This is a genomic window from Nitratireductor aquibiodomus NL21 = JCM 21793, from assembly GCF_000615975.1.
Lineage (GTDB): Bacteria > Pseudomonadota > Alphaproteobacteria > Rhizobiales > Rhizobiaceae > Nitratireductor > Nitratireductor aquibiodomus.
Map to the genome: position 1 here is coordinate 1 of NZ_BAMP01000007.1, position 21,152 is coordinate 21,152.

Genomic DNA, 21,152 nt, shown 5'->3' on the forward strand with positions numbered 1-21,152 from the left:
CGCTTGAACGGGATACGTGGCTCGCGGTGAAGTGGCAACGAAAGCCCTCATCCTGAGCTTGTCGAAGGGCGAGGGCGGAATGGAGGGGCGACCTTTGCAGCGTTGGCGCTCGCCCCTCATCCGCCTACCGGCACCTTCTCCCCGCTGGCGGGGAGAACGAAAGCGCGAAGATGATGGTGGAGCTTTATCAACGTTGCACTTGAAGGCGTGAAATCGAAGCTTCCTCCTTCTCCCCGTTCACGGGAGAAGGTGCCGGTAGGCGGATGAGGGGCCTGCCGGCTCTCTATATCAGCGCAGCGCTGCCGCGATGTTGCCGCCGTCGACGGTGGTGACGTCGGCGGTGGTGCGCTCGGCGAGGGCGTGGTTGAGGAAAGCCTGCGCCACGTCCTCGGCACGCACTTCAAGGCCGAGAAGATTGCCGCCCATATAATCCTTCTCCGAAACGCCGCGCGCGGTGGAGCGGTTGGCGATCATCTCGTTGGTCAGGAGGCCGGAACGGATGCGGTCGGCATTGACCGCGTTGGAGCGCACGCCGATGGAGCCGTAATCCAGCGCATATTGGCGCGAGAGGAACAGCGTTGCCGCTTTGGGCAGGCCGTAAGCGCCGAAATTCGCGCCCGGATTGACCGCCTGCTTGGAGGCGTTGAAGAGGAGCACGCCGCCGGTGCCCTGCTGTTTGAAGAGGCGCACCGCATTCTGCGCAACGCTCTGATGCGCGAAGAAGTTGAGCTCGAAGCTCTGGCGCAGCGTGGCGTCTTCCAGATCGCCGATCTTGCCTTCCCACGCAGCGCCCGCATTGGAAACGACGATGTCGACACCGCCGAACACATCGCGCGCCTTGTCGAAGGCGGCGCGAACGGCTGCCGCGTCGGTCACGTCCGCACCGATGCCGATGGCCGCGTTACCAATGTTCTTCGCGACCTCTTCGGCCTTGTCGGCGTGCATATCAACGACGACCACATGCGCGCCCTGTGCGGCGAAGAGCTTTGCCGTGGCGGCACCGATTGCGCCAGCGCCGCCGGTGACCAGCGCGACCTGACCGGAGAGCGGCTTGGGTTTGTTGGAGGCGAGCTTGGCCTGTTCGAGCGACCAGTATTCGAGTTCGAAGAGGTCGGAGAGCGCCAGCGGGTGGAACGAGCCGATGGCCTCTGCGCCGGTAACGGCTTCCACCAGCATTTCGCCCACATCGGCGGCGATCTTCGCTTCCTTCATGCTGCGGCCATGGCCGATGAGGCCGAGCCCGCGCACAAGCGTCAGGCGCGGCATGGTATCGAGCATGGTGCGCTCGACATCGTCGGCGGCGTTGTTGGTCTCGAAATAATCCTTGTAGCGGTCGGAGAACTCCGCGACTTTCTCGCGGACGATCTTGCCATATTCATCGAGCTTGCCGGCCTCCGGGGCGGGCAGCACCATCGGGCCGGTCTTGATGCGGATCGACAGGTCCGGCGTGGAGACGCCGCGGGTGGCGAGTTCTTCGGCCGTGTCGGCGTTCACATAATCGAGGATTTTCGGCGAGGTGCGGAAATCGCAGACCATGCGGCCATATCTGCCTTCCCCCTCGTCGATGGCGATGGCGCCGCGCAGATAGGGCATGATCTCGGACGGGGTGGCGATGTCCTTCGGCAGAGCCACCGGCTTGAAGGGCGTTTTGCCGTTTTCGGCCACGTAATCCTCGGCCATGGTGACGAACTCGATCATGAGATCGTAGGCCGTCTTTGCGTCTTCGGCGAAGGTGAAGATGCCGTGCTTGTCGAGGATCAGGCCTTCGACCGAGGGGTTCGCGTCATAGATGTCGGCGGCTTCCTTGGCGAGGTCGAAGCCCGGCTTGATGTAGGGGACGAAGCCCAGCCGGTCGCCAAAAACCTTTTTGCAGAGCGCTTCGGAATCCTTCTGGTCGACCAGCGCGAGGATGGCAGTGGAATGCGTGTGGTCGACGAATTTGTGCGGCAGGAAGGCGTGCAGAAGCGTCTCGATGGATGGGTTCGGGGAACCCGGATCGATGAGGTTGGCGCGCTGCATGGCGACCATGTCTTCGTCGGCCAGGGAGGGCAGCGCGCGGGCGGCCAGAAGCGCATCCATCTTCACCGCCGGCAGGCCCTGCGGCTCGATCACGCCCATGTCCCAGCCGCTGCCCTTGACGCAGAGCACATCATATTCGCGGCCCAGAATGTCGGTGGCCTTGCTCTTGAGCGAGGTGTTGCCGCCGCCATGCAGGACAAGGCGCGGCTCGCCGCCCAGAAGGCGGGTCGTGTAGACGCGCAGCGCCAGATCGCGCGCGACGCCTTTTTGCGCATAGTGCTCGACAAGCTTCTCGGCTTCGCTGTCTTTCCAGAGGTTCTGCATGTCTGTCCTGTACGTGTCTTGAAGGGTTGCGCTTGCCGGCGTGGATCAGGCCGGCGTGGGTTCATGGGCGGTGTGATGCTTCAGGAGCTTCGTCGCCATGGAAGAGGTGGTCACCAGATGGGTGAAGAAACGGCCGGCGATGGCGGCTTGCAGGGGCTCGAACTTCTCGTCCTCCTGCACCACCATCAGCCGTTTGGGGATGGTGCGGATGGCGTCGAAATCGGCCGAAATCATGCGCCGGTTGTAATCGCAGTCGAGCAGCGTGCCGTCGGCGGTGATGATCTGCCCGGCAATGACGCCGGTGGCCCCCATCGCTTTCAGCCGCTCAAGCTCGGCCACGCTGAGCGCGCCGCATTTGATGACATGGCTGTCGGTGTCGAGCGCGCCGACCGTGAACAACGCCAGATCGCAGGCGCCGATGCCGTCGAGCTGTTCGCGGATGACGGGCTCATCGCGCAGAGCGCGCGCCAGCTCCTCCGTGCGGAGCACGAGGGGCGCATAGAAGTTCAGGCCCTTGGCGTTCAGCCGGCGGGCGATCTCCATGGTGCATTGGTCGGGACGGTAGGCATAGGGCGAGCCGAGATTGCCGCACATCTCAACGACCGTGACGCCCTCGCGATCGGCGTAGCTCATTGCATCGGCGATGTCGTAGACGGTGCGGCCCCAGGCCACGCAGACCTGATTGCCGTTCTCGACCATTTCGAGAAACACATTGGCGGCCAGTGTCGGGATTTCCGATGCGGGGGAGGGTGAGAGAGAATCCTCGCCCACAAGCCACACGGTCTCCAGCCCGAACGCATCCTCCATCTGGCGCGCAAGGCGCTCGCCGCTGAACAGATGCGTGGAGGTGGAAATGTTGACGATGCCCGCCTCGCGCGCCTTGCGCAGATAAAGCGCCACCGACGCACGCGAAATGTTGAGCCGCTGCGCGACTTCGTCCTGACGCAGGCCATGCGTATAATAAAGCCATGCGGCCTTGTGTATGATCTGCTCTGCTGGACGATAAGCCATTCCACGCCTCCTTTCGACATTATTCACGGTGATTGACAAAAGTCAATTCGCAGTCGGGAAGAAGGGGCAGGCTCGGGGAGCGGGAGACTGGGAAGTGGCGAGACCGGGAAGTGGCGGGATCGGGAAATGGCGGGAGCGTAAGACGTGAGAGGTGGGGTTGGGCGGCGCCGTTGTGGTGCGGCTAGCGTGTCCGGGACGACGTGGCTGGCTGGATCGCACGGGATGCAGGCATGAGAAAGGCCGGGATGCGCGATGCATCCCGGCCTTCGCCATGTTGTGTGTTGCCAGGCAGCGCGGCCGGCGTTGCCGACTGGTCAATAACCGCGCGGGCAGCGTGCCTCGTAGCGACGACCGTATTCGTCGCGGTAGACACAGCGGTTGCTGTTTTCCGATGCGCGGCCGACGAGGGCACCGGCCACGGTGCCGATGGCACCGCCGATGATGGCACCTTCAACCTTGTTGCCCGAGGCGAGCGCGCCGATGGCCGCGCCGCTGGCGCCACCGAAAGCAGCGCCCTGTTCGGTGGGCGTGCAGGCCGCGACACCGAGAAGCAGTGCTGGTACGAGAAGCAGTGACTTTTTCATGGATCCTCTCCAATTGGTTCCTTGTTCATAAGCCGCAGACATTGATTTGGTTCCGTCTGTAGCTGTCCGAATAATGATGTCCCTATAGCGATATAGCATGGACATGAAATCCGGCAAAACTCCGTTAGACAAGCGCAGTTTGTGTCTATTTCTCGTCTTCTTGTGTGAGTTAGGCCACTGAAATAAACGCGAATTCCGTTGCGAAGTGCAGATTTTGGCTTTTCTGGGGCAAAAATTTGGCCTCATGGGGTTCCATCTGCCTTCTATTTGCCCGACCTTGGTCTCAATCCACACGGTCGAGGTCGCATACAGACAATGTGCGATGGCGTTTTTGGGCCACCCTTCAATGTGTGGAGGAGTGTTCCGGGGACGGGTGGCCATTCTGTCGTTCGCTTCCAGCTCTCGGACAGAAATGGAGTGAGACATGTCAAATGAAATCATTGAGGAGGACCACGGGCTTGAACCGGGCCAGGACAATATTCGTCTGCTGGGTCTCGACGTTCACAACCCTGTTTTCTTCGTTTCCGCCGTGTTGATTGTCGCTTTCGTAATCGTCACACTGATTTTTCGCGACGCAGCGGGCGATGTTCTGGGCGGTCTTCGGGTCTGGCTGACCTCGACCTTCGACTGGGTGTTCATGCTGTCGGCCAATCTGTTTGTGCTGTTCTGCATCGTGGTCGCGCTGACACCCCTTGGCAAGGTTCGCCTGGGCGGCAAGGATGCGGTGCCCGAGTATTCCTATTCCGGCTGGTTCGCCATGCTGTTCGCCGCCGGCATGGGCATTGGTCTGATGTTCTTCGGCGTTCTCGAACCGATGTACCATTTCAACAACCCGCCGCTCGGCCTTGAAGCGCCGCTTGCCGATGGCGAGCTCGTCGCGAGCGCCGTGCCAGCAGCCCGTGAAATGGGCATGGCGGCGACCATCTTCCATTGGGGACTGCATCCCTGGGCGATCTATGCCGTGCTGGCGCTTTCGCTGTCGCTTGCCGCCTACAACAAGGGGCTTCCGCTTTCCATCCGTTCGGCGTTCTACCCGATTCTGGGCGAACGGGTGCGCGGCTGGCCCGGTCACTTGATCGACATTATGGCGGTCTTCGCAACGCTCTTTGGTCTTGCAACTTCCCTCGGTTTCGGCGCCTCGCAGGCTCTTGCCGGGCTGAATGAGCTTTATGGTGTTCCGAACACGGACACGGTCAAGGTTCTGCTCATCATGGGCATTACCTGTGTTGCACTGGTTTCAGTGGTGGCGGGGCTGGATGCCGGCGTGAAGCGTCTTTCCGAGATCAACATGGTGCTCGCCATCCTTCTTCTGCTGTTCGTCATTATCTTTGGCCCGACGCTGGCGATCATCACCGGCTTTTTCTCCAACACATGGTCCTACGTGAAGGAACTGCCCGAACTGTCGAACTGGATCGGTCGTGAAGACACGGGCTTCATGCATGGCTGGACCACGTTCTACTGGGCCTGGTGGATCTCCTGGTCGCCTTTCGTGGGCATGTTCATCGCCCGCGTTTCCAAGGGGCGCACCGTGCGCGAGTTCATCACCTGTGTGCTAATCATCCCGACACTCGTGTCGATCCTCTGGATGACCACGTTTGGCGGCACCGCGATGGAGCAGTTCCTGACCGAGGGTTACACGGGCGTTCAGGAGACGGTGGTGGACTATGTGCCCGAGCTTTCGCTGTTTGCCATGCTGGCAGACCTGCCGCTCGCCGGCATCAGCTCGCTGATCGGCATCATACTGGTCATCGTTTTTTTCGTGACGTCGTCGGATTCGGGTTCGCTGGTCATCGATACGATCACCGCCGGTGGCAAGATCGACGCCCCGGTGGCGCAGCGTGTCTTCTGGGCGCTCTTCGAGGGCCTGGTCGCGATTGTGCTTCTACTCGGTGGCGGACTGGCCGCGCTTCAGGCCGGTGCGATTGCAACGGGCTTCCCGTTCGCAATTCTTCTGATGGTCATGCTCTACGCCACCTTCAAGGCGCTGCGGCATGAAAGTGCAAGCGGGAACTAGATCGCCGTGCGTCCATCCGGACGCACAAAGGACGATCTAGACGATTGATGGAGCATCGGAATAAACCGAAAACCGGTTTCCACTTTTCGGTCCGATGCTCTAGATCGCCGTGTGTCCATCTGAATGTACAATGAGCCCCGGCATGGACCTGCCGGGGCTCTTTGATTCAGTCAGGTTCCCCCCTGGGCGGGTGTGCCGGCTTCGGAGACTGCTGCCAGGTAGTCGCGATAGCTCACACATTTCACATCTTCCATGACACAGACGTCTTCTGCGAAACGCTCCAGCGCGTTCCAGTAGGCGCCGTCGTTCATCAGGGTAAAATGAAAGCCGAGCTGGAAGGGTGTGCGGCGTCCGGCATACTCTTTCTCGAAGGTGGCCATGAAGGCATCATAGGTTCGTTGCTCAAAGGCGGCAGCAGCTTCCGGCTTTTCCTTGCCGCCGGAGTGGCGCACATAAAGATTGTAATCCATGGCGATGATCTGTCTGTCGCGCGGCCCTTCCGGTATCAGCGGAAGCGAGAAATGCGCGACGCCGTTGCGTGTTCTGGGCAGGGCAGGGCCGCGTGAGACGGTGCTCGCGTCATAGGCGAAGCAGCTTTCTCGAGTGTCTTGAAAAGCCCCTTGTTCGTGGACAGATACGGTGCCCTGAAACCGCGAATCTCCCTGCGTGCGAAATCCTGCCAGCCACGGGGTTCTCCATCGATCCCGTTCAGTTTCCAGGCATCGGCGACAATCGTTGTGAACTGGTCAAACTCCTGCGCCCAGTCCTTGGCGCTCCAGTTCTTCCCGTCGAAATGCCCACAGCCATGACTTGCCACTTCGTGCCCTTCTGAACGGGCGGTCCAGATCTGGCCGAGACGGCCCTCGACATCTTCGCGTGAATAGCCGCTTCCCACATTCGAGCGACCGCGCGGCAAGCCGGGGGCCTCGTAGGCTTTGCGCGTTTCGGGCGAGAGCAGATAAACGCAGGACAGAAAGTAGGTGAAGCTGGCACCGGTCTTCTGGCCGAGCGCGCGACTGCGCTCCCACTGTTCCAGATGCAGCGCCCCATCGAAGGAGATGATCACATATTGGGGCTTTTGCGCTTTCGCGGCGTCGCCGGCAAAACAGGAACCTGTCAACGCCAGCGCGGTCGCGCCGGCGCAGAGAAATTTAAGCATCATCGGGCAATCCAGTATGCAATTCGAAGCGGGCAGCGTTACCGCCCAAATATGGCCGAGTTTGGAAAGCAGCACCGTTGCGCCGCAGCTAATGTTGACTTCAAATCAACAGAATCAGGACGAAATGGCGGCCCCCCCTTCCATGGCGGCAAAATTCGTCTAAAAAGCCCGGAACCGGAAAAGCGCGGGAAATGCCCGCCAGACATGGGTCGCATATGTCCGACGACAGTTTCATTCGCGAAGTCAACGAAGAGCTCCGCCAGGATCAGTTCAAATCTCTTTGGCGTCGTTTCGGGCCCATTGCCATTGGTGCCGCCGTGCTGCTCGTGGTGGCGACCGCAGGCTATGTCGGCTATGAGCGCTGGACCTCCTCGCGCGCAAACGCTTCGGGCGATGCCTTCTCCCAGGCGCTGGAACTGGCCCGGCAGGGCGAGAACGACGAAGCGCTGGCCGCCTTCAGTGAACTGGAAGAGGGTGGTTACGGCTCCTATCCACTCCTCGCGCGCATGCGCGCTGCCACGGTTCTGGCCGCTGATGGCGATACCGAAGGGGCTGTCGCTGCCTTCGATGCGATTGCCGCTGACAGGTCCGTGACCGATGTGATCGCCGACATCGCCCGTCTGCGCTCCGGGCTTCTGCTGGTGGATCACGGTTCCTATACGGATGTTTCCGCGCGGGTTGAAACGCTGACGGCTGACGGTAACGCGCTGCGCCACACTGCGCGCGAAGCGCTCGGGCTCTCCGCATGGAAAGAGGGAAAGCGTGACGACGCGCTGCAGCTCTTCCAGCAGATTTCTGGCGATGCCGAGGCACCCCGCAACACGCGCCAGCGTGCCGAGATGATGATCGAGCTGATTCTCGGCTCGAGCCCGGCCGAATAGCCGGAACCGGTAAGCCGCCATGGCCTTCAAGCTTGCAATCATCGGCCGGCCGAATGTCGGCAAATCGACCTGTTCAACCGGCTTGCCGGCCGACGCCTGGCCATTGTCGATGACACGCCCGGCGTGACACGCGACCGCCGCTCGCATCCTGCCCGCCTTCAGGACCTCAAATTCGAGGTAATCGACACCGCCGGTCTGGAAAGCGCCGCCGCACCGACGCTGGAAGGGCGCATGCGCGCCCAGACGGAGCAGGCGATCGATGAGGCCGATATAGCGCTTTTCATGATCGACGCCCGTGCCGGGGTGATGCCCGACGATGCGACCTTCGCCAATCTTCTTCGGCGCAGCGGCAAGCCGGTCGTCCTCGTCGCCAACAAGATGGACGTGAATGCGGCTCGCAGCGGCGTTCTTGACGCGTGGGAACTGGGGCTGGGCGATCCGGTCGAGGTTTCGGCGGAACACGGGCTCGGCATGTCCGACCTGCGTGATGCCATTGTCGGCGCGCTCGGCGAGGACCGGGCACTGGCGGAGGAGCCGGAGGACTCCGTCGTCACCACGGACGAGATTACTGTCGGCGAGGACATCGAGCCCGATTCGGAAGAAGAGGCGGTCTACGATTCGTCCAAACCGCTGCGGATCGCGATCGTGGGGCGTCCCAACGTCGGCAAGTCGACTCTGATCAATGCGCTTCTTGGTGAGGAGCGCATGCTGACGGGGCCGGAGGCCGGCATCACCCGCGATTCGATTTCCGTCGACTGGCAGTGGCGTGGCCGCAAGATCAAGCTGTTCGATACGGCCGGCATGCGCCGCAAGGCCCGCGTGCAGGAGAAGCTGGAAAAGCTTTCCGTGTCAGACGGACTGCGCGCCGTGCGTTTTGCCGAAGTGGTGATTGTGGTTTTCGACGCGACCATCCCGTTTGAGAAGCAGGACCTGCAGATCGCCGATCTGATCATCCGCGAGGGCAGGGCGCCGGTCATTGCCTTCAACAAATGGGATCTGATCGAGGATCGGCAGGAGACGCTCGCCGAACTGCATGAGAAGACGGCGCGGCTTCTGCCGCAGGTGCGTGGGCTGCAGGCCGTGCCCATCTCGGCGGAAACCGGGCGTGGCTTCGACAAGCTCATGGAGGCGGTGGAAAAGACCCACCGTACCTGGAACAGCCGTATCTCGACGGGCCGCCTCAACCGGTGGCTGGAAGGCGCGACGGGACAGCATCCGCCGCCGGCCGTGGCCGGACGCCGGCTCAAGGTGAAATACATCACGCAGATCAAGACGCGGCCGCCGGGTTTTGTGGTCTCCTGCTCGCGGCCTGAAGCTATGCCGCAATCCTATGTGCGCTATCTCATGAACGGCCTGCGCGAGACGTTTAATCTCTATGGCGTGCCGATCCGCGTGGCGCTGCGCACCTCGGACAACCCCTATGCGGGGCGGGCGAAGAAACGCCGCTGACGGCAGTATCCACCACGAGTTCAGAAGATGACGGGCTTTGCATCGCAAGGCCCGTTTTCGTTTGCGTTCGCTGTTGCGCCTGCAAGACCGGTCAGCCCGTTAACCAGTAATCAAGGTTAACCAAATATGGTTTTGGAAATTGGGTTGAGTTGCGTAGCGGAGAGTGTGGGTGCTTCGTCGGACTGGAAGGGTGCCGCGCAAGGCGGATGATGATACGCGTTCCTTTCTGGCGCCAGCTTTGGTGGCGCTGGGGTTCTGGATCGGTTTTCCGGGCATTGTCGCGCATCAGGACATGGCCGGGCTCGTCTCAGGAGAAGAAGGCAGCGGGCCGCGCTGGGCGGCTTTCGTGGAGAAATCGGTCGCCGGTTCGATCCACCAGGCCGAAATGCCCTTTGTCGACGGTGACCTGAAGACCGGTAGCATCTCCGGTTCAGGCATGGCTGCACCCGGCATCGGGAAGATCGCCTTCCGTGGCAAGAAAGGGTTCACCGGAACAACGCCGGACGAAGCCCGCATCAACCGTGCAGAGAAGACCGGGCGTCTCGTGCAGGTCGTGCCCGTGCAGCCTCCCAAACTCTTTGAAGCCGGCACGATCTTTGAAAAAACAAGCTTTCTTCTCGAAAAGCCGAAGCCCGACCAGAAGCTGATGGCCTTTGTCGATCCCGACATCAAGGGTGAGGAGGTGCGCATCGCGTCCGCTTTCTACATGAAAAAGGACAGGAAGGCCGATCCGGCCCTGCCGCGCGCGATTGCCGAACTCGTCAACAATGATCAGCCGGACGTTCTTGCAACGGCCTATGCGCCGCAGAAGCCCGACTATGCAAAGGCCTCCCCGTTCGCAAGCATCCTGCGCGAGGAAGACCCGGCGGGTGGCCGTTTCATTCCGCCGGTCGGCGCAAAGGATCACCCCTGGGCACGCGAGCCGCTTCCGGAGGCGGTTTTCTCGAAAAGAGAGCAGCAGTGCCTCGCAGCCGGCATCTATTTCGAAGCGCGCGGCGAATCCGTGAAGGGGCAGGCCGCCGTGGCACAGGTGATTCTGAACCGCGTGCGCAATCCCACTTATCCGAACACCATCTGCGGCGTCGTCTACCAGAATGAGAAGTGGCGCAATCGCTGCCAGTTTTCATTCGCCTGCGACGGAATCCGCGACCGTGTGAAGAGCCCGGGCCACTTCAAGACCGCGCAGGAAGTGGCTATGGCCACGACCGCCGGCAAGATCTGGCTGCCCGAGGTGGGCTCCTCCACGCACTATCATGCGACCTATGTGCATCCGCGCTGGGCCGGCGCCATGCAGCGCATGAAGAAGATCGGTCAGCACATTTTCTACCGCACCTATGGCGGCGGCTGGAACTGACGGGGGCGGCGAAATCGCGCAAATGACGGGTTGAAAAGCGGCAGGACCTGCCGCGATTCCCGTTTTCATCGTGCCATTTGCCGCTGCGCGCATTGTCGCATCTTCTTATATAGTTGTTTTTCAATGTATTTTCGTCTTTGTGAATGGCGTCGACAGCGGCTTGACTGGGGCGTGGGCGCTCACTATGTTGCGCGCGACTTTCAAGCGGATAGCCGCTGACCAGCAAACCCGGTACGGAGATTGCGGTGGCCGACAAGGATCAGCCGGACGACCTGGAGCGCCGGCGCGCCGATCTGGAGAAGGCTCTCGCGCAAAAACGACCGGCGAAGCAGGACGGCGGTGAGGGGAAGACGAAGGGCGATATGGCGGGCGCCGCGCAGGCGCTCAGACTGTCCAGCGAGTTTATTGCCGGCGTGGGTGTCGGCGCGGCTCTTGGATGGTTCATCGACCATTTTGCCGGTACGTCTCCCTGGGGACTGATCATTTTCCTGCTCCTGGGTTTCGGGGCAGGTGTTCTCAATGTCCTGCGTTCGGCGGGACTTATTGCTGAATTTGGGATCCGCTCATCCGATGATGGGCAGGGTCCTGAGAAGAAGTGAACGGCGCGCGGGCGCCAGACCAGAAGTGAGGGGGGCCAGGTGGCCAACGATCCGATCCATCAGTTCCAGATCTCCAAGTGGATTCCGATTGAGGTCGGCGGACTGGATTTCTCCTTTACGAACTCGTCCGCCTTCATGGTTGCGACCGTGGTGGCTGCCGGTGCTTTCCTGTTCCTGACGACGTCGAGCCGCGGCCTGGTTCCCGGCCGGCTGCAGTCGATCTCGGAAATGAGCTACGAGTTCGTGGCCTCCATGCTGAGAGATTCGGCGGGCTCGCACGGAATGCGCTTTTTCCCGTTCGTATTCTCGATCTTCACGTTCGTCCTGATGGCCAACATCCTCGGTCTGTTTCCTTACTTCTTCACCGTGACCAGCCACATCATCGTCACCTTCGCGCTTGCGCTGATGGTGATTGGGACGGTGGTCATCTACGGTTTCTGGAAGCACGGTTTCGGCTTTCTCAAGCTCTTCGTTCCCCAGGGCGTGCCCGGTGTCGTGGTGCCGCTGGTTGTGCTGATCGAGATCGTCTCGTTCCTGTCGCGTCCCGTCAGCCTTTCGGTTCGTCTCTTCGCCAACATGCTGGCCGGACACATCACGCTCAAGGTTTTTGCCGGCTTCGTCACTTCCATGAGCGCGCTTGGCGCGGTCGGCGTGGCCGGTGCCGTTCTGCCGCTGATCATGACCGTGGCGATCACCGGTCTCGAATTCCTCGTCGCCTTCATGCAGGCCTACGTCTTTGCCGTTCTCACCTGCATGTATCTGAACGACGCCGTCCATCCCGGCCACTGATCAAGAGGTTTGAAAAGATCGGCTTCGTTCCGGCCTGAAGGGCCGGTCAGAGGAAAACAGGTTTCACCGGCGGTTTCCGCCAAGTCTGAAGAAAACACGCAAATCCGCGATCACAAGGAGTTTTAAAATGGAAGTAGAAGCAGCAAAGGCCATCGGCGCCGGTATCGCTTGTTTCGGCATGGCCGGTGCAGCACTTGGCCTCGGCAACATCTTCGGCAGCTACCTTTCGGGCGCCTGCGCAACCCGTCGGCAGCAGACGGCCAGTTCGGCCGCCTGATCTTCGGCTTCGCCGTGACGGAAGCTCTCGGCATCTTCTCGCTGCTCATCGCCCTGCTCCTCCTCTTCACCTAAGCGCGCCTTTCGTGTGCGTGGCCGGCCGCTCTCGGGCGTCCGGCCGGTTTTAAAAGAGGTAGACAATGTTTGTGGCATCGGCATTCGCAGCCTCGGCGCAAGACGCCGCGGAAGCGACCCATTCGGAAACCGGCGTTGCGTCTGACGGCGCACACGAGGCCGGCTTCCCGCCTTTCGATTCGTCCACATTTCCGTCGCAGATCCTGTGGCTGGCGATTACCTTCGGGCTGTTCTACCTGTTCCTGAAGCGCGTCGTGCTGCCGCGCATCGGCGGTATCCTGGAAGTGCGGCGTGACCGCATCGCGCAGGATCTCGACCAGGCGGCGCGGATGAAGGAAGAGGCGGACGAAGCGGTTGCTGCTTACGAGCAGGATCTGGCTGACGCCCGCAAGAAGGCCAATGTCATCGGCCAGGAAGCCCGCGACGCCGCCAAGGCGGAAGCGGACGCTGAACGTCGCGAGATCGAGAAGCAGCTCGACGCCAAGCTCGACGAGGCCGAAAAGCGCATTGCTTCGATCAAGGAAACGGCCATGAAGGACGTTGGCACGATCGCCGAGGACACGGCGGCATCCATAGTCCAGGAACTGGTCGGCGGCCGGCTCGACAAGACCGCGGCGAAAGCCGCCGTCAAGTCCGTCAAACAGTAGGAGAGGGCCATGGACGCGACATTCTGGGCGTTTGTTGCCCTGATCATCTTCCTGGGTGTCCTTGCCTACTTCAAGGTGCCGGGCATGATCAACGGCGCGCTTGACGGGCGTGCCGAACGCATCCGCAATGAGCTGGATGAAGCGCGCAAGCTGCGTGAGGACGCGCAGCAGCTGCTCGCCGAGTATCAGCGCAAGCGGCAGGAAGCCGAGCAGGAAGCGCAGGACATCGTCAGCGCCGCCAAGCACGAGGCCGAGCTGCTCGTCAAGGAAGCCAAGCAGAAGACGGAAGAGTATGTCGCCCGTCGCACGGCCCTTGCCGAACAGAAAATTGTGCAGGCAGAGCAGGACGCGGTGAACGAGGTGCGCGCAAGTGCCGTCGATCTCGCCGTGGAGGCCGCCCGCAGCGTTCTGGCTGACAAGGTCGACGCCAAGACCGGCGGAGAGCTTTTCAAGGCCTCGATTCAGGACGTGAAGACAAAGCTGAACTGACGAGCTTTCGAAAGCGAAACATTTTGAAACGCCGCCGGTTTCCGGCGGCGTTTTTTATTGGGCCTCAGACCGGCGGCTCGTAGGGCACATCAAGCAGCGCACATAGCTCGCTCAGGCATTCTTCGAAAGAGGGCTCCATATCCGTATAGGCGAAGGCGACCTGCTGGAAGACCTCCATGCACAGATGCCCATAAAGGCGAATCCAGCATTTTAGGAAAACATGGGCAGCATCGGGCGGCAGAAGGCCGTTGATCCGTTCGCTGAAAGCGATGAGCTGCTCGACCTGCGAGGCCGGCATGTCATCCAGATTCGGGATCGGGAAGCGCTGTTCATGCCAGATCGCCGCCACCTGTTCCAGAAACACCTCTCCGAAGGCACCGCAGGATGCTCCGTCACCATAGGACGGAAGGTCCGTCTCGCACGGCGATGCGACGGGGCTGGCAAACAGCCAGCCGAATTCGGCCGAATGGCCGAGGGCCCAGCGACGCAGCGCCCGGCATATGGCGCCAAGGCGGCGGGCCGGCGTGCTGGCTGCCGGCTCTGCCGCAGCAGCCCGCATGAAGGCGATCAACTCTTCGAAGAACTGACCGCGCAGCGCTTCAATCAGTGCTGACTGGCTCGGATAGTAGCGGTAAAGCGCAGGACCGCTCATGCCCATCCGACGCGCGATGGCGTTTATGGTGACGGCGCCGCTCCCGTCTTCAACAAGCAGATTTCGCGCGATGGAATTAATCTCACGAAACGTGGCGGCACGCTGAACCTCTTTTCGGCTTGGCACCCCGGATTTCTCTGCAGATTTCATTTGCATCGCTACGGTCTCTAATTTTAGTTATAGTATCTAACTAAAATTCGATATGCAACGGAGAACTCCATGTCGGTACTTGTGACCGGGCTTGTCCTCTTCCTGGCGGTCCATTCCTTGCGGATCGTAGCGCCGGGCTTCCGCGCGCAGATGATGGCAAGCAATGGCGAACGCGCGTGGCTTCTCACATACACCGGAGTCTCGCTTGTCGGGTTGGTGCTGATTGTCTGGGGTTATGGCCTGGCGCGTATGGACCCGTCGCCGGTTTACGCACCGCCCCTATCGCTGCGCCATCTGGCGCTTGTTCTCCTTCTGCCCGTCTTTCCGCTGCTCATCGCGGCTTATGTGCCGAGCCGAATTTGTATGACTGTCGGCCATCCCATGCTGCTGGCGACCGTTCTGTGGGGCCTCGCTCATCTCATGGCGAACGGAACGCTGGCAGACGTAGCGCTTTTCGGCGGTTTCGCCGTCTGGGGGCAATCGACTGGATTTCGGCTGCGAACCGGCCCGGCAAGGGCAAGGTCAGGCAGCCTGTTGGGTGGACGGGGGATGCGGTTGCCGTTCTAGGCGGGCTGGCGATCTATGGCGTGTTTGTCGCCGGCCTCCACCAGTGGCTGATCGGCGTCTCGCCTGTCTGAGGCGGGTAGCGACGGTCCAAGATCGCGCAGCGGGGCGAAGCTCATCCTGTGCAGGCGCGATACTGCGCCATGCTCCGTTATGGCTGTGCGGTGGCGCTTGGTGCCGTAGCCCATATGCGCCTCGAAACCGTAGGCCGGTGTCACACCGCCCGCACGCGTCATCATGCGGTCCCGCGTCACCTTGGCGACGATGGACGCAGCGGCGATGGACTGGCTGCGCTGATCGCCCTTCACCACGGCACGCGCCGGGCAGCACAGCCCCGGCGGCACATCGCGGCCATCGGCCAGTGCAAACAGCGGCGTGACACAAAGCCCGGCTGCTGCGCGGCGCATGGCCTCAAGGCTGGCGCGCAGGATGTCGGATCCGTCGATGCTTGCAGCGCTGAGGGACGCGACGGAGACGCTGACGGCCATCTCGATGATGGCTTCGAAGAGCCTGTCGCGCGCCTCTGCGGAAAGCCGCTTGGAATCGTCCAGCCCTTCAGGAAGGCGGTTTGCGTCGAGAATAACGGCGGCGGCGACAACAGGGCCTGCCAGCGGACCGCGTCCCGCCTCGTCGAGCCCTGCAACGGGGGCAAGCCCCTCGCGCAGAAGACCGGCCTCCATCTGGAAGTCGGGACGAACGGGCAGGTCGAAAAGAGTGGGAGAATCGGAACGCGTGCGAGCCATGATGCGGCGATGCTCGCATCGCTTCCGATTCTCCGCAAGGGCCTCCCGGCAACGAGGGGGCGGATGGGCCGGGAAGCTTCCGTCGGCTACGGGGATGCAAGCCGGACGGGAAGGGTGTGCTGTCGGAAACGGCGCCGTTTTACGGAAACAGGGCGCCGCTCTGATGCGTTGATCTGCGATGCCGAAGCAGGAGGCGGGTCGGGCAGGGCGCTGTCAAAGCAGCATGAGCTGTTCGCCTCCCGGCTGCGGCTGCCTGAACAGGTCCGTTCTCAGCCTGCGTTTTTCCTGGTTGAGCCCGAGCCGCTTTGCCGCGATCTCGAAGCGTCGGCCGATCTGCCAGGCATAGGGGCCGGTGCCCTTCATCCGCTTGCCCCATTCGGCGTCGTAATCCTTGCCGCCGCGCATGGAGCGGATCAGGGACAGGACGTGGCGATAACGGTCGGGTGCATGGCGCAGAAGCCACTCCTTGAAAATGGGGCTGACCTCGAGCGGCAGGCGCAGGATGATATAGCCCGCCTCGCGCGCGCCGGCAGTGGCCGCCGATTCCAGGATGCGCTCTATCTCGCAATCGGTGAGGCCGGGAATGACAGGCCCCATCATCACCGATGTGGGGATGCCGGCCTCACTCAGCGCCCGCACGGTCTCCAGACGTCGCGGGGGCGTTGCCGCACGGGGCTCCATGGTGCGGGCAAGCTTGCGGTCGAGCGTGGTGATGGAAAGCGCCACCTTCGCCAGCCCCTGTTCGGCCATGCGGGAGAGGATATCCATGTCGCGCATGACGAGCGCCGACTTGGTGACGATGCCGACCGGGTGTCCGTGTGCCTCAAGCACTTCGAGAATCTCGCGCATGATGCGGTATTTCTTCTCGATGGGCTGGTAGGGATCGGTGTTGGTGCCGATGGCGATGGTGCGCGGCTGATAACCCGGTTTGGAAATCTCGCGTTCCAGAAGCCGGGCGGCATCCGGCTTGGCAAAGAGCTTCGCCTCGAAATCGAGCCCCGCCGACAGGCCCATATAGGCATGGGTGGGACGTGCAAAACAGTAGACGCAGCCATGTTCGCAGCCGCGATAGGGATTGATGGAACGGTCGAAGGAGATGTCGGGCGAGGCGTTGCGCGTAATGATCGTGCGCGGCCTTTCAACCTGAACCTCGGTCTTGAAGGGGGGCAACTCCTCAAGCGAGCCCCAGCCATCGTCAAAGACATGACGGGAGACCGGCTCATAGCGGCCCGATGGATTGATGCCCGCAGCACGGCCCCGCCGGCGCTCGGAATCGATGCGAATGCCCGACCGGTCGATCACCGTGTTGGCCATCGCGGCCCCACCGCCATCGAAGGCGGCTGCATCTGCTCTCACAATCTGTTCCATGGCTTGCTCCATGACTGAGCGATTTCGCTGGCTTTCCAGTACGCGGGGACTAAAGCGGAAAGCAGAATCAGCGTCGCTGCCGATGAATCTATTCCTATTCGATGAATGAGAACAAAGCAAGAACTTTTGGCAGAGTCGAGGCGCGTGAACTTTCCACAGGCGTGCAAAAGGGTTCGCGGGGACGGTGCCGCAGTCTTCTTGATTTCAAGGTCAGGAAGGGATCAGGCGGACTTGCCGCCGCCGCGCTTCAGATGTTCGGCCAGGCGCGGCATGATTTCCACGAAATTGCACGGCATGTGCCGGTAGTCGAACTGGTCTTTGAGGATACCGTCCCAGGCATCGCGGCAGGCGCCGGTGGAGCCCGGCAATACGAAGACGAAGGTCTGGTCGATAAGCCCTGCGGTGGCGCGCGACTGGACGGTGGAGGTGCCGATTTTTTCGTAGGAGATGCGATGGAAGACCTGCGAAAACCCGTCCATGCGCTTGTCGAACAGCGGTTCCAGCGCCTCTGGTGTCACGTCGCGCCCGGTGAAGCCGGTGCCACCCGTGGTGATGACGGCATCGACCCCTGGATCGGCGCACCACAGTTTGACAGCCATGCGGATGGCTTCGATATCGTCTGCGACGATTTTCCGGTCGGCGAGCGTGTGGCCGGCCTCATCGATGCGTTCGGCCAGCGTCTGGCCCGAGCGGTCGTCCTCAAGGCCGCGCGTGTCGGAAACGGTCAGCACCGCGAAGCGGACGGGGATGAACTCACGCGCGGGCGTAGTGGGCATGGTCATGCTCGATCTGGCTGTGCTCGGTCTGGCCGTGCTCTGGGGCAGTGGTTTGGGTGGCAAGGACAAACCAGTCGGGATGACGGGCTTCAAGAACGGATGCGGCCTGACGCGCCTTGTGCGAAGAGCCGAAGACGCCGAAACAGGTGGCCCCGGAGCCGGACATGCGGGCGGCAAGCGCGCCCGCTTCCCCGAGAGCGCCAAGCACATCCCTGATCTGCGGTACGAGCCGGCAGGCCGGTTCTTCCAGATCGTTGCGAGCGGCTTCGAGCCATTTGGCGGCCGATGCGGTGTCGGGGAACGTGTCGAGGGCGGGCAGGGGAGCATTGTCGCGCCGCTCAAGCCCTGAAAAGACATCTGGCGTGGAGAGCGGGATGTTGGGGTTCACGAGAACAAGCGGCAGCGCGGGGAAATGCGGCAGTTCTTCAAGCGCTTCGCCGATGCCGCGCGCAAGAAGCGGTTTCGATGACAGGCACATGGGGACATCCGCACCGAGGCGAAGGCCGAGCTCTGCCAGGGCGACCTCGTCGACGTCGATCTGCCAGTGGCGGACGAGAAGTCTGAGCGCGGCAGCCGCATCGGCCGAACCGCCACCGATGCCGGAGGCGACGGGCAGGTTCTTTTCAAGGTGCAGATGGACGGGTGCGCCGGCTCTCTCCCCGAATGTTTCACGCAGAAGATCGCGGGCGCGGGTGACCAGATTGGTCTCGCCGATGGGGACATGGGCGGCGAAGTGGCCGGATACGAAGAAATCGTCTTCCGCCCCGCCTTCCACCTCGAGCAGGTCGCCATGGCTGGAAAAGGCGACAAGACTGTCCAGCAGATGATAGCCGTCGACGCGCCGTCCGGTGACGTGCAGCGCCAGATTCACCTTGGCGGGGGCGATCATGCTTTGCATGCTTCTACTCAGGTATCAGTCTTTGGCGACGCGGTATTCGCCGGTCTTCGGGTCGTAGACGAGCGTACCCATGCTGCCATTCGCCGCTTCCCTGCGTGCGCGCCGCGCCTTTGCAGTGACGCGCTCTGCCTCGCGGACGAATTTGCGGTAGCCGACATAGGCCACCACGCCCACCGCGGCAAAGAAGATCAGTTGCGGCATTGTCGATCCTCCGGTTTCGCGCGCGAGTTTAACGCCCGGGCGCGCCTCGTCAAAGTCCAAAACGGCGCCAGAGCGCCTGTTCCTCGGCAGCCTCGATCAGACCCGTGGCGGCATTGCCGGCAATTGCAGCACCGAGATCCGGAATGCTGCCGGCGCTGCTGGAAATACCGAGCTTGCGTCCGAACAGGCCGCGCGGCTGGGTGATGAGCGCGAGTTTCGTTTTCCTGCCATAGCGTTCCTTGAGAACGGAGCGCATGTCGCCGAGACCGTCGACCAGACCGAGATCGAGCGCGCGGGTGCCCGTCCAGAAGGCGCCGGTGAAAAGCTCCGGATCGTCGGCGAGTTTGGCACCGCGCCGCTCCTTGACGAGATTGATGAACATCTCGTGCATTTCGAGCTGCAGGGCTTTCAGGCGCTCGACGTCTTCCTTCTTTTCCGGCTGGAAGGGATCGAGGATCGCCTTGTTCTGGCCGGCCGTGTGGACGCGGCGCTCAACGCCGATCTTCTTGATAAGCTCCTGAAAGCCGAAGCCGGCGGACACGACGCCGATGGAGCCGACGATGGAGGAGGGGTCGGCGATGATCTCGTCGCCCGCTGCGGCAATCATGTAACCGCCGGAAGCGGCCACATCCTCGACGAAGATGAAGACTTTCCTGTCTTTCTCCACCGCCAGATCGCGGATGCGGCGGAAGATGAGGCGCGACTGCACGGGCGAGCCACCCGGCGAATTGAGCGCGATGGCGACGGCCGGCGCATCGGGCACGGCAAACGCCTTCTCGACCACGGTCGCGGTGGTGGCAAGCGACAGATTCTGGCGCGTCAGGCTGTTGGACGGCATGATCGCGCCGGAGAGCCGGATCACCGGAATGGTGACGGCATCGCCACGGAGCTTTTTGGGAACGAGGCGGCTGACAAGGCGTCGCAAGGGCGTGCTTACTCCAGAAGAAAGGAACGTGTTGCTCGTGAGCATGTAGGCATTTGCGCGGTTCGTGCAATGGCCGGGCTCGTTCAATCGCCGAAAAGCGCCGCCTGCCCGTTGGTTAGCGCCTCGGCGCGTTCTGTTACCCGGTTGTCCTTGTCGCGCAGGATGAGGGGCGGTTCGAGCGTCAGGCCGGCACGATTGCCCTTTTGCGCACGCAGAAGGATGCGGATCGCCGGGTTGCCGGCGCGGCCATGCACCGGCACGATGCGCGCACCGCCGAAACGGCCCCTCAGCGCGTCGAGAATGGGCGACAGCGAAGCGGGGCGGGCGATCAGCGCCAAGAGCCCGCCGGGCATGGTGATGGCGGCTGCCGTGCGCAGCCATGTTTCGAAAAGCGTGTCGTCCATGACATGGGCCGCCCGTTTTAGCGCATCCGGCGTGGCGCGGTCGCTGGCGCTGTTGAAGGGCGGGTTCATGATGGTGGCGGCATAGGCATTGCGCGAAAGGCCCGCCTCCTCGCGCGCATCGCCTGAAAGCGCGACATCGGCCTCGATCAGACGCATACGGTCGGAAAAGGCGGCGTTTTCCGGAAGCGCAATGCTGCGGCGGGCGCATTCGGCCATTTCCGGGGCATTCTCGACAAGGGTGACACGGGTTTTGGGACAACGGGCGGCGACGGCGAAACCGGCAGCACCCGCGCCCGCACCGAGATCGGCAACTGCGCCTTCAAGACCGCCCGGCAGGGCAGAGGCCACGAGCATGGCATCCACGCCCGAGCGATGCCCGCGACCCGTGGGCTGGACGAGCCGGAACGCATCCCGATGGAAGGAATCGACGCTGTGCCGCGCCTCGGTATTCGTGTCAGGCATTCTTCTTGTCGTCGGAGCGCGCTTCGTGCTCGATGCCGGCGTCTTTCAGCAATTGACGTGCTGCATCCCGGTCATCCTCGTCGATCATGACGCGTCGCGGCAGAATGCCGAGAGAGCCTTCCATGATGCTCATGTTCTGGTCGGCGACGAAAAAGGCAATGCCGGCGTCGCGCAGGAGGCTTTCCACGAAGGAGATGACCACGGGATCATTGGTGCGGATGAGTTCTATCATGGGCGTGACGTTGACAGTTTGCGCCACCCCTGTAAACGACTTCGTGATTGACGGGCGCACGCCCCGTGCGCATTCGCCGCTTGCCCCGCGTGGGGGCAGGGCACTAG

20 protein-coding genes and 3 pseudogenes are annotated in these 21,152 nt (G+C 62.2%); 10 read left to right on the forward strand and 13 right to left on the reverse strand.

The window, feature by feature from the left end:
* Positions 1 to 288: 288 nt before the first annotated feature.
* From JCM21793_RS03355 to JCM21793_RS03365, 3 genes are all read right to left on the reverse strand, one after another.
* Positions 289 to 2,343: a bifunctional aldolase/short-chain dehydrogenase gene (locus JCM21793_RS03355; protein ID WP_025029455.1), complete on the reverse strand. Its 2,055-nt coding sequence runs from the start codon at positions 2,341 to 2,343 to the stop codon at positions 289 to 291.
* A 45-nt stretch (positions 2,344 to 2,388) separates the two neighbouring features.
* Positions 2,389 to 3,354, reverse strand: a complete 966-nt coding sequence (locus JCM21793_RS03360) for a sugar-binding transcriptional regulator (protein WP_025029456.1) — start codon at positions 3,352 to 3,354, stop codon at positions 2,389 to 2,391.
* 314 nt (positions 3,355 to 3,668) lie between these two features.
* Positions 3,669 to 3,938: a YMGG-like glycine zipper-containing protein gene (locus JCM21793_RS03365; RefSeq protein WP_007007869.1), complete on the reverse strand. Its 270-nt coding sequence runs from the start codon at positions 3,936 to 3,938 to the stop codon at positions 3,669 to 3,671.
* A gap of 424 nt (positions 3,939 to 4,362) precedes the next feature.
* Here JCM21793_RS03365 and JCM21793_RS03370 point away from each other — a divergent pair, with 424 nt between their 5' ends.
* Complete coding sequence (locus JCM21793_RS03370) at positions 4,363 to 5,952, forward strand: BCCT family transporter (RefSeq protein ID WP_025029457.1); 1,590 nt, start codon at positions 4,363 to 4,365, stop codon at positions 5,950 to 5,952.
* Between the two features lie 170 nt (positions 5,953 to 6,122).
* Here JCM21793_RS03370 and JCM21793_RS23895 read toward each other — a convergent pair.
* A pseudogene (locus JCM21793_RS23895) lies at positions 6,123 to 7,018 on the reverse strand (polysaccharide deacetylase family protein).
* A 308-nt stretch (positions 7,019 to 7,326) separates the two neighbouring features.
* On the opposite strand from JCM21793_RS23895, the gene JCM21793_RS03385 reads away from it, so the two are divergent.
* The 8 genes and pseudogenes from JCM21793_RS03385 to JCM21793_RS03420 all read left to right on the forward strand — a co-directional run bounded on the left by JCM21793_RS03385 (position 7,327) and on the right by JCM21793_RS03420 (position 13,670).
* On the forward strand, positions 7,327 to 7,992 hold the full coding sequence (locus JCM21793_RS03385; RefSeq protein WP_025029458.1) for a tetratricopeptide repeat protein: 666 nt from the start codon (positions 7,327 to 7,329) through the stop codon (positions 7,990 to 7,992).
* 19 nt (positions 7,993 to 8,011) lie between these two features.
* Positions 8,012 to 9,441 (forward strand): annotated as a pseudogene (gene der / locus JCM21793_RS23900) (ribosome biogenesis GTPase Der).
* A gap of 169 nt (positions 9,442 to 9,610) precedes the next feature.
* Positions 9,611 to 10,795, forward strand: a complete 1,185-nt coding sequence (locus JCM21793_RS03395) for a cell wall hydrolase (RefSeq protein ID WP_025029459.1) — start codon at positions 9,611 to 9,613, stop codon at positions 10,793 to 10,795.
* Positions 10,796 to 11,040: 245 nt separating this feature from the next.
* Positions 11,041 to 11,394 carry an AtpZ/AtpI family protein gene (locus JCM21793_RS03400; protein WP_025029460.1) on the forward strand — a complete coding sequence of 118 codons (354 nt, stop codon included), beginning with the start codon at positions 11,041 to 11,043 and terminating at the stop codon, positions 11,392 to 11,394.
* Between the two features lie 39 nt (positions 11,395 to 11,433).
* On the forward strand, positions 11,434 to 12,183 hold the full coding sequence (locus JCM21793_RS03405) for a F0F1 ATP synthase subunit A (RefSeq protein ID WP_025029461.1): 750 nt from the start codon (positions 11,434 to 11,436) through the stop codon (positions 12,181 to 12,183).
* Between the two features lie 127 nt (positions 12,184 to 12,310).
* A pseudogene (locus JCM21793_RS23905) lies at positions 12,311 to 12,534 on the forward strand (F0F1 ATP synthase subunit C).
* A gap of 65 nt (positions 12,535 to 12,599) precedes the next feature.
* Complete coding sequence (locus JCM21793_RS03415; RefSeq protein WP_007006825.1) at positions 12,600 to 13,181, forward strand: F0F1 ATP synthase subunit B; 582 nt, start codon at positions 12,600 to 12,602, stop codon at positions 13,179 to 13,181.
* A gap of 9 nt (positions 13,182 to 13,190) precedes the next feature.
* Positions 13,191 to 13,670: a F0F1 ATP synthase subunit B gene (locus JCM21793_RS03420; RefSeq protein ID WP_007006826.1), complete on the forward strand. Its 480-nt coding sequence runs from the start codon at positions 13,191 to 13,193 to the stop codon at positions 13,668 to 13,670.
* 64 nt (positions 13,671 to 13,734) lie between these two features.
* Here JCM21793_RS03420 and JCM21793_RS03425 read toward each other — a convergent pair whose 3' ends face one another.
* Positions 13,735 to 14,478, reverse strand: coding sequence for a TetR/AcrR family transcriptional regulator (locus JCM21793_RS03425; protein WP_025029462.1), 744 nt, complete (start codon positions 14,476 to 14,478; stop codon positions 13,735 to 13,737).
* A 63-nt stretch (positions 14,479 to 14,541) separates the two neighbouring features.
* On the opposite strand from JCM21793_RS03425, the gene JCM21793_RS23910 reads away from it, so the two are divergent.
* Complete coding sequence (locus JCM21793_RS23910; RefSeq protein ID WP_244439647.1) at positions 14,542 to 15,039, forward strand: NnrU family protein; 498 nt, start codon at positions 14,542 to 14,544, stop codon at positions 15,037 to 15,039.
* Here the strand turns inward: JCM21793_RS23910 and rnhB are convergent.
* The 8 genes from rnhB to JCM21793_RS03470 all read right to left on the reverse strand — a co-directional run bounded on the left by rnhB (position 15,036) and on the right by JCM21793_RS03470 (position 21,045).
* Positions 15,036 to 15,779, reverse strand: coding sequence for a ribonuclease HII (rnhB, locus tag JCM21793_RS03435; protein WP_025029463.1), 744 nt, complete (start codon positions 15,777 to 15,779; stop codon positions 15,036 to 15,038). The two genes, JCM21793_RS23910 and rnhB, sit on opposite strands and share 4 nt — an antisense overlap.
* Before the next feature lie 213 nt (positions 15,780 to 15,992).
* Positions 15,993 to 17,147 carry a PA0069 family radical SAM protein gene (locus tag JCM21793_RS03440; RefSeq protein ID WP_025029464.1) on the reverse strand — a complete coding sequence of 385 codons (1,155 nt, stop codon included), beginning with the start codon at positions 17,145 to 17,147 and terminating at the stop codon, positions 15,993 to 15,995.
* A gap of 221 nt (positions 17,148 to 17,368) precedes the next feature.
* On the reverse strand, positions 17,369 to 17,923 hold the full coding sequence (moaB, locus tag JCM21793_RS03445) for a molybdenum cofactor biosynthesis protein B (RefSeq protein WP_007006831.1): 555 nt from the start codon (positions 17,921 to 17,923) through the stop codon (positions 17,369 to 17,371).
* Positions 17,901 to 18,812 (reverse strand): 4-(cytidine 5'-diphospho)-2-C-methyl-D-erythritol kinase, encoded by a 912-nt coding sequence (locus tag JCM21793_RS03450; RefSeq protein ID WP_007006832.1) that lies wholly within the window; start codon positions 18,810 to 18,812, stop codon positions 17,901 to 17,903. Before JCM21793_RS03450 ends, moaB begins: the two co-directional genes overlap by 23 nt.
* Before the next feature lie 24 nt (positions 18,813 to 18,836).
* Positions 18,837 to 19,022, reverse strand: a complete 186-nt coding sequence (locus JCM21793_RS03455) for a hypothetical protein (protein ID WP_007006833.1) — start codon at positions 19,020 to 19,022, stop codon at positions 18,837 to 18,839.
* 49 nt (positions 19,023 to 19,071) lie between these two features.
* On the reverse strand, positions 19,072 to 19,947 hold the full coding sequence (locus tag JCM21793_RS03460; RefSeq protein ID WP_025029466.1) for a S49 family peptidase: 876 nt from the start codon (positions 19,945 to 19,947) through the stop codon (positions 19,072 to 19,074).
* A gap of 83 nt (positions 19,948 to 20,030) precedes the next feature.
* Positions 20,031 to 20,813, reverse strand: a complete 783-nt coding sequence (locus JCM21793_RS03465) for a tRNA1(Val) (adenine(37)-N6)-methyltransferase (protein WP_025029467.1) — start codon at positions 20,811 to 20,813, stop codon at positions 20,031 to 20,033.
* On the reverse strand, positions 20,806 to 21,045 hold the full coding sequence (locus JCM21793_RS03470) for a putative signal transducing protein (RefSeq protein ID WP_007006836.1): 240 nt from the start codon (positions 21,043 to 21,045) through the stop codon (positions 20,806 to 20,808). Before JCM21793_RS03470 ends, JCM21793_RS03465 begins: the two co-directional genes overlap by 8 nt.
* Between the last annotated feature and the right edge of the window lie 107 nt (positions 21,046 to 21,152).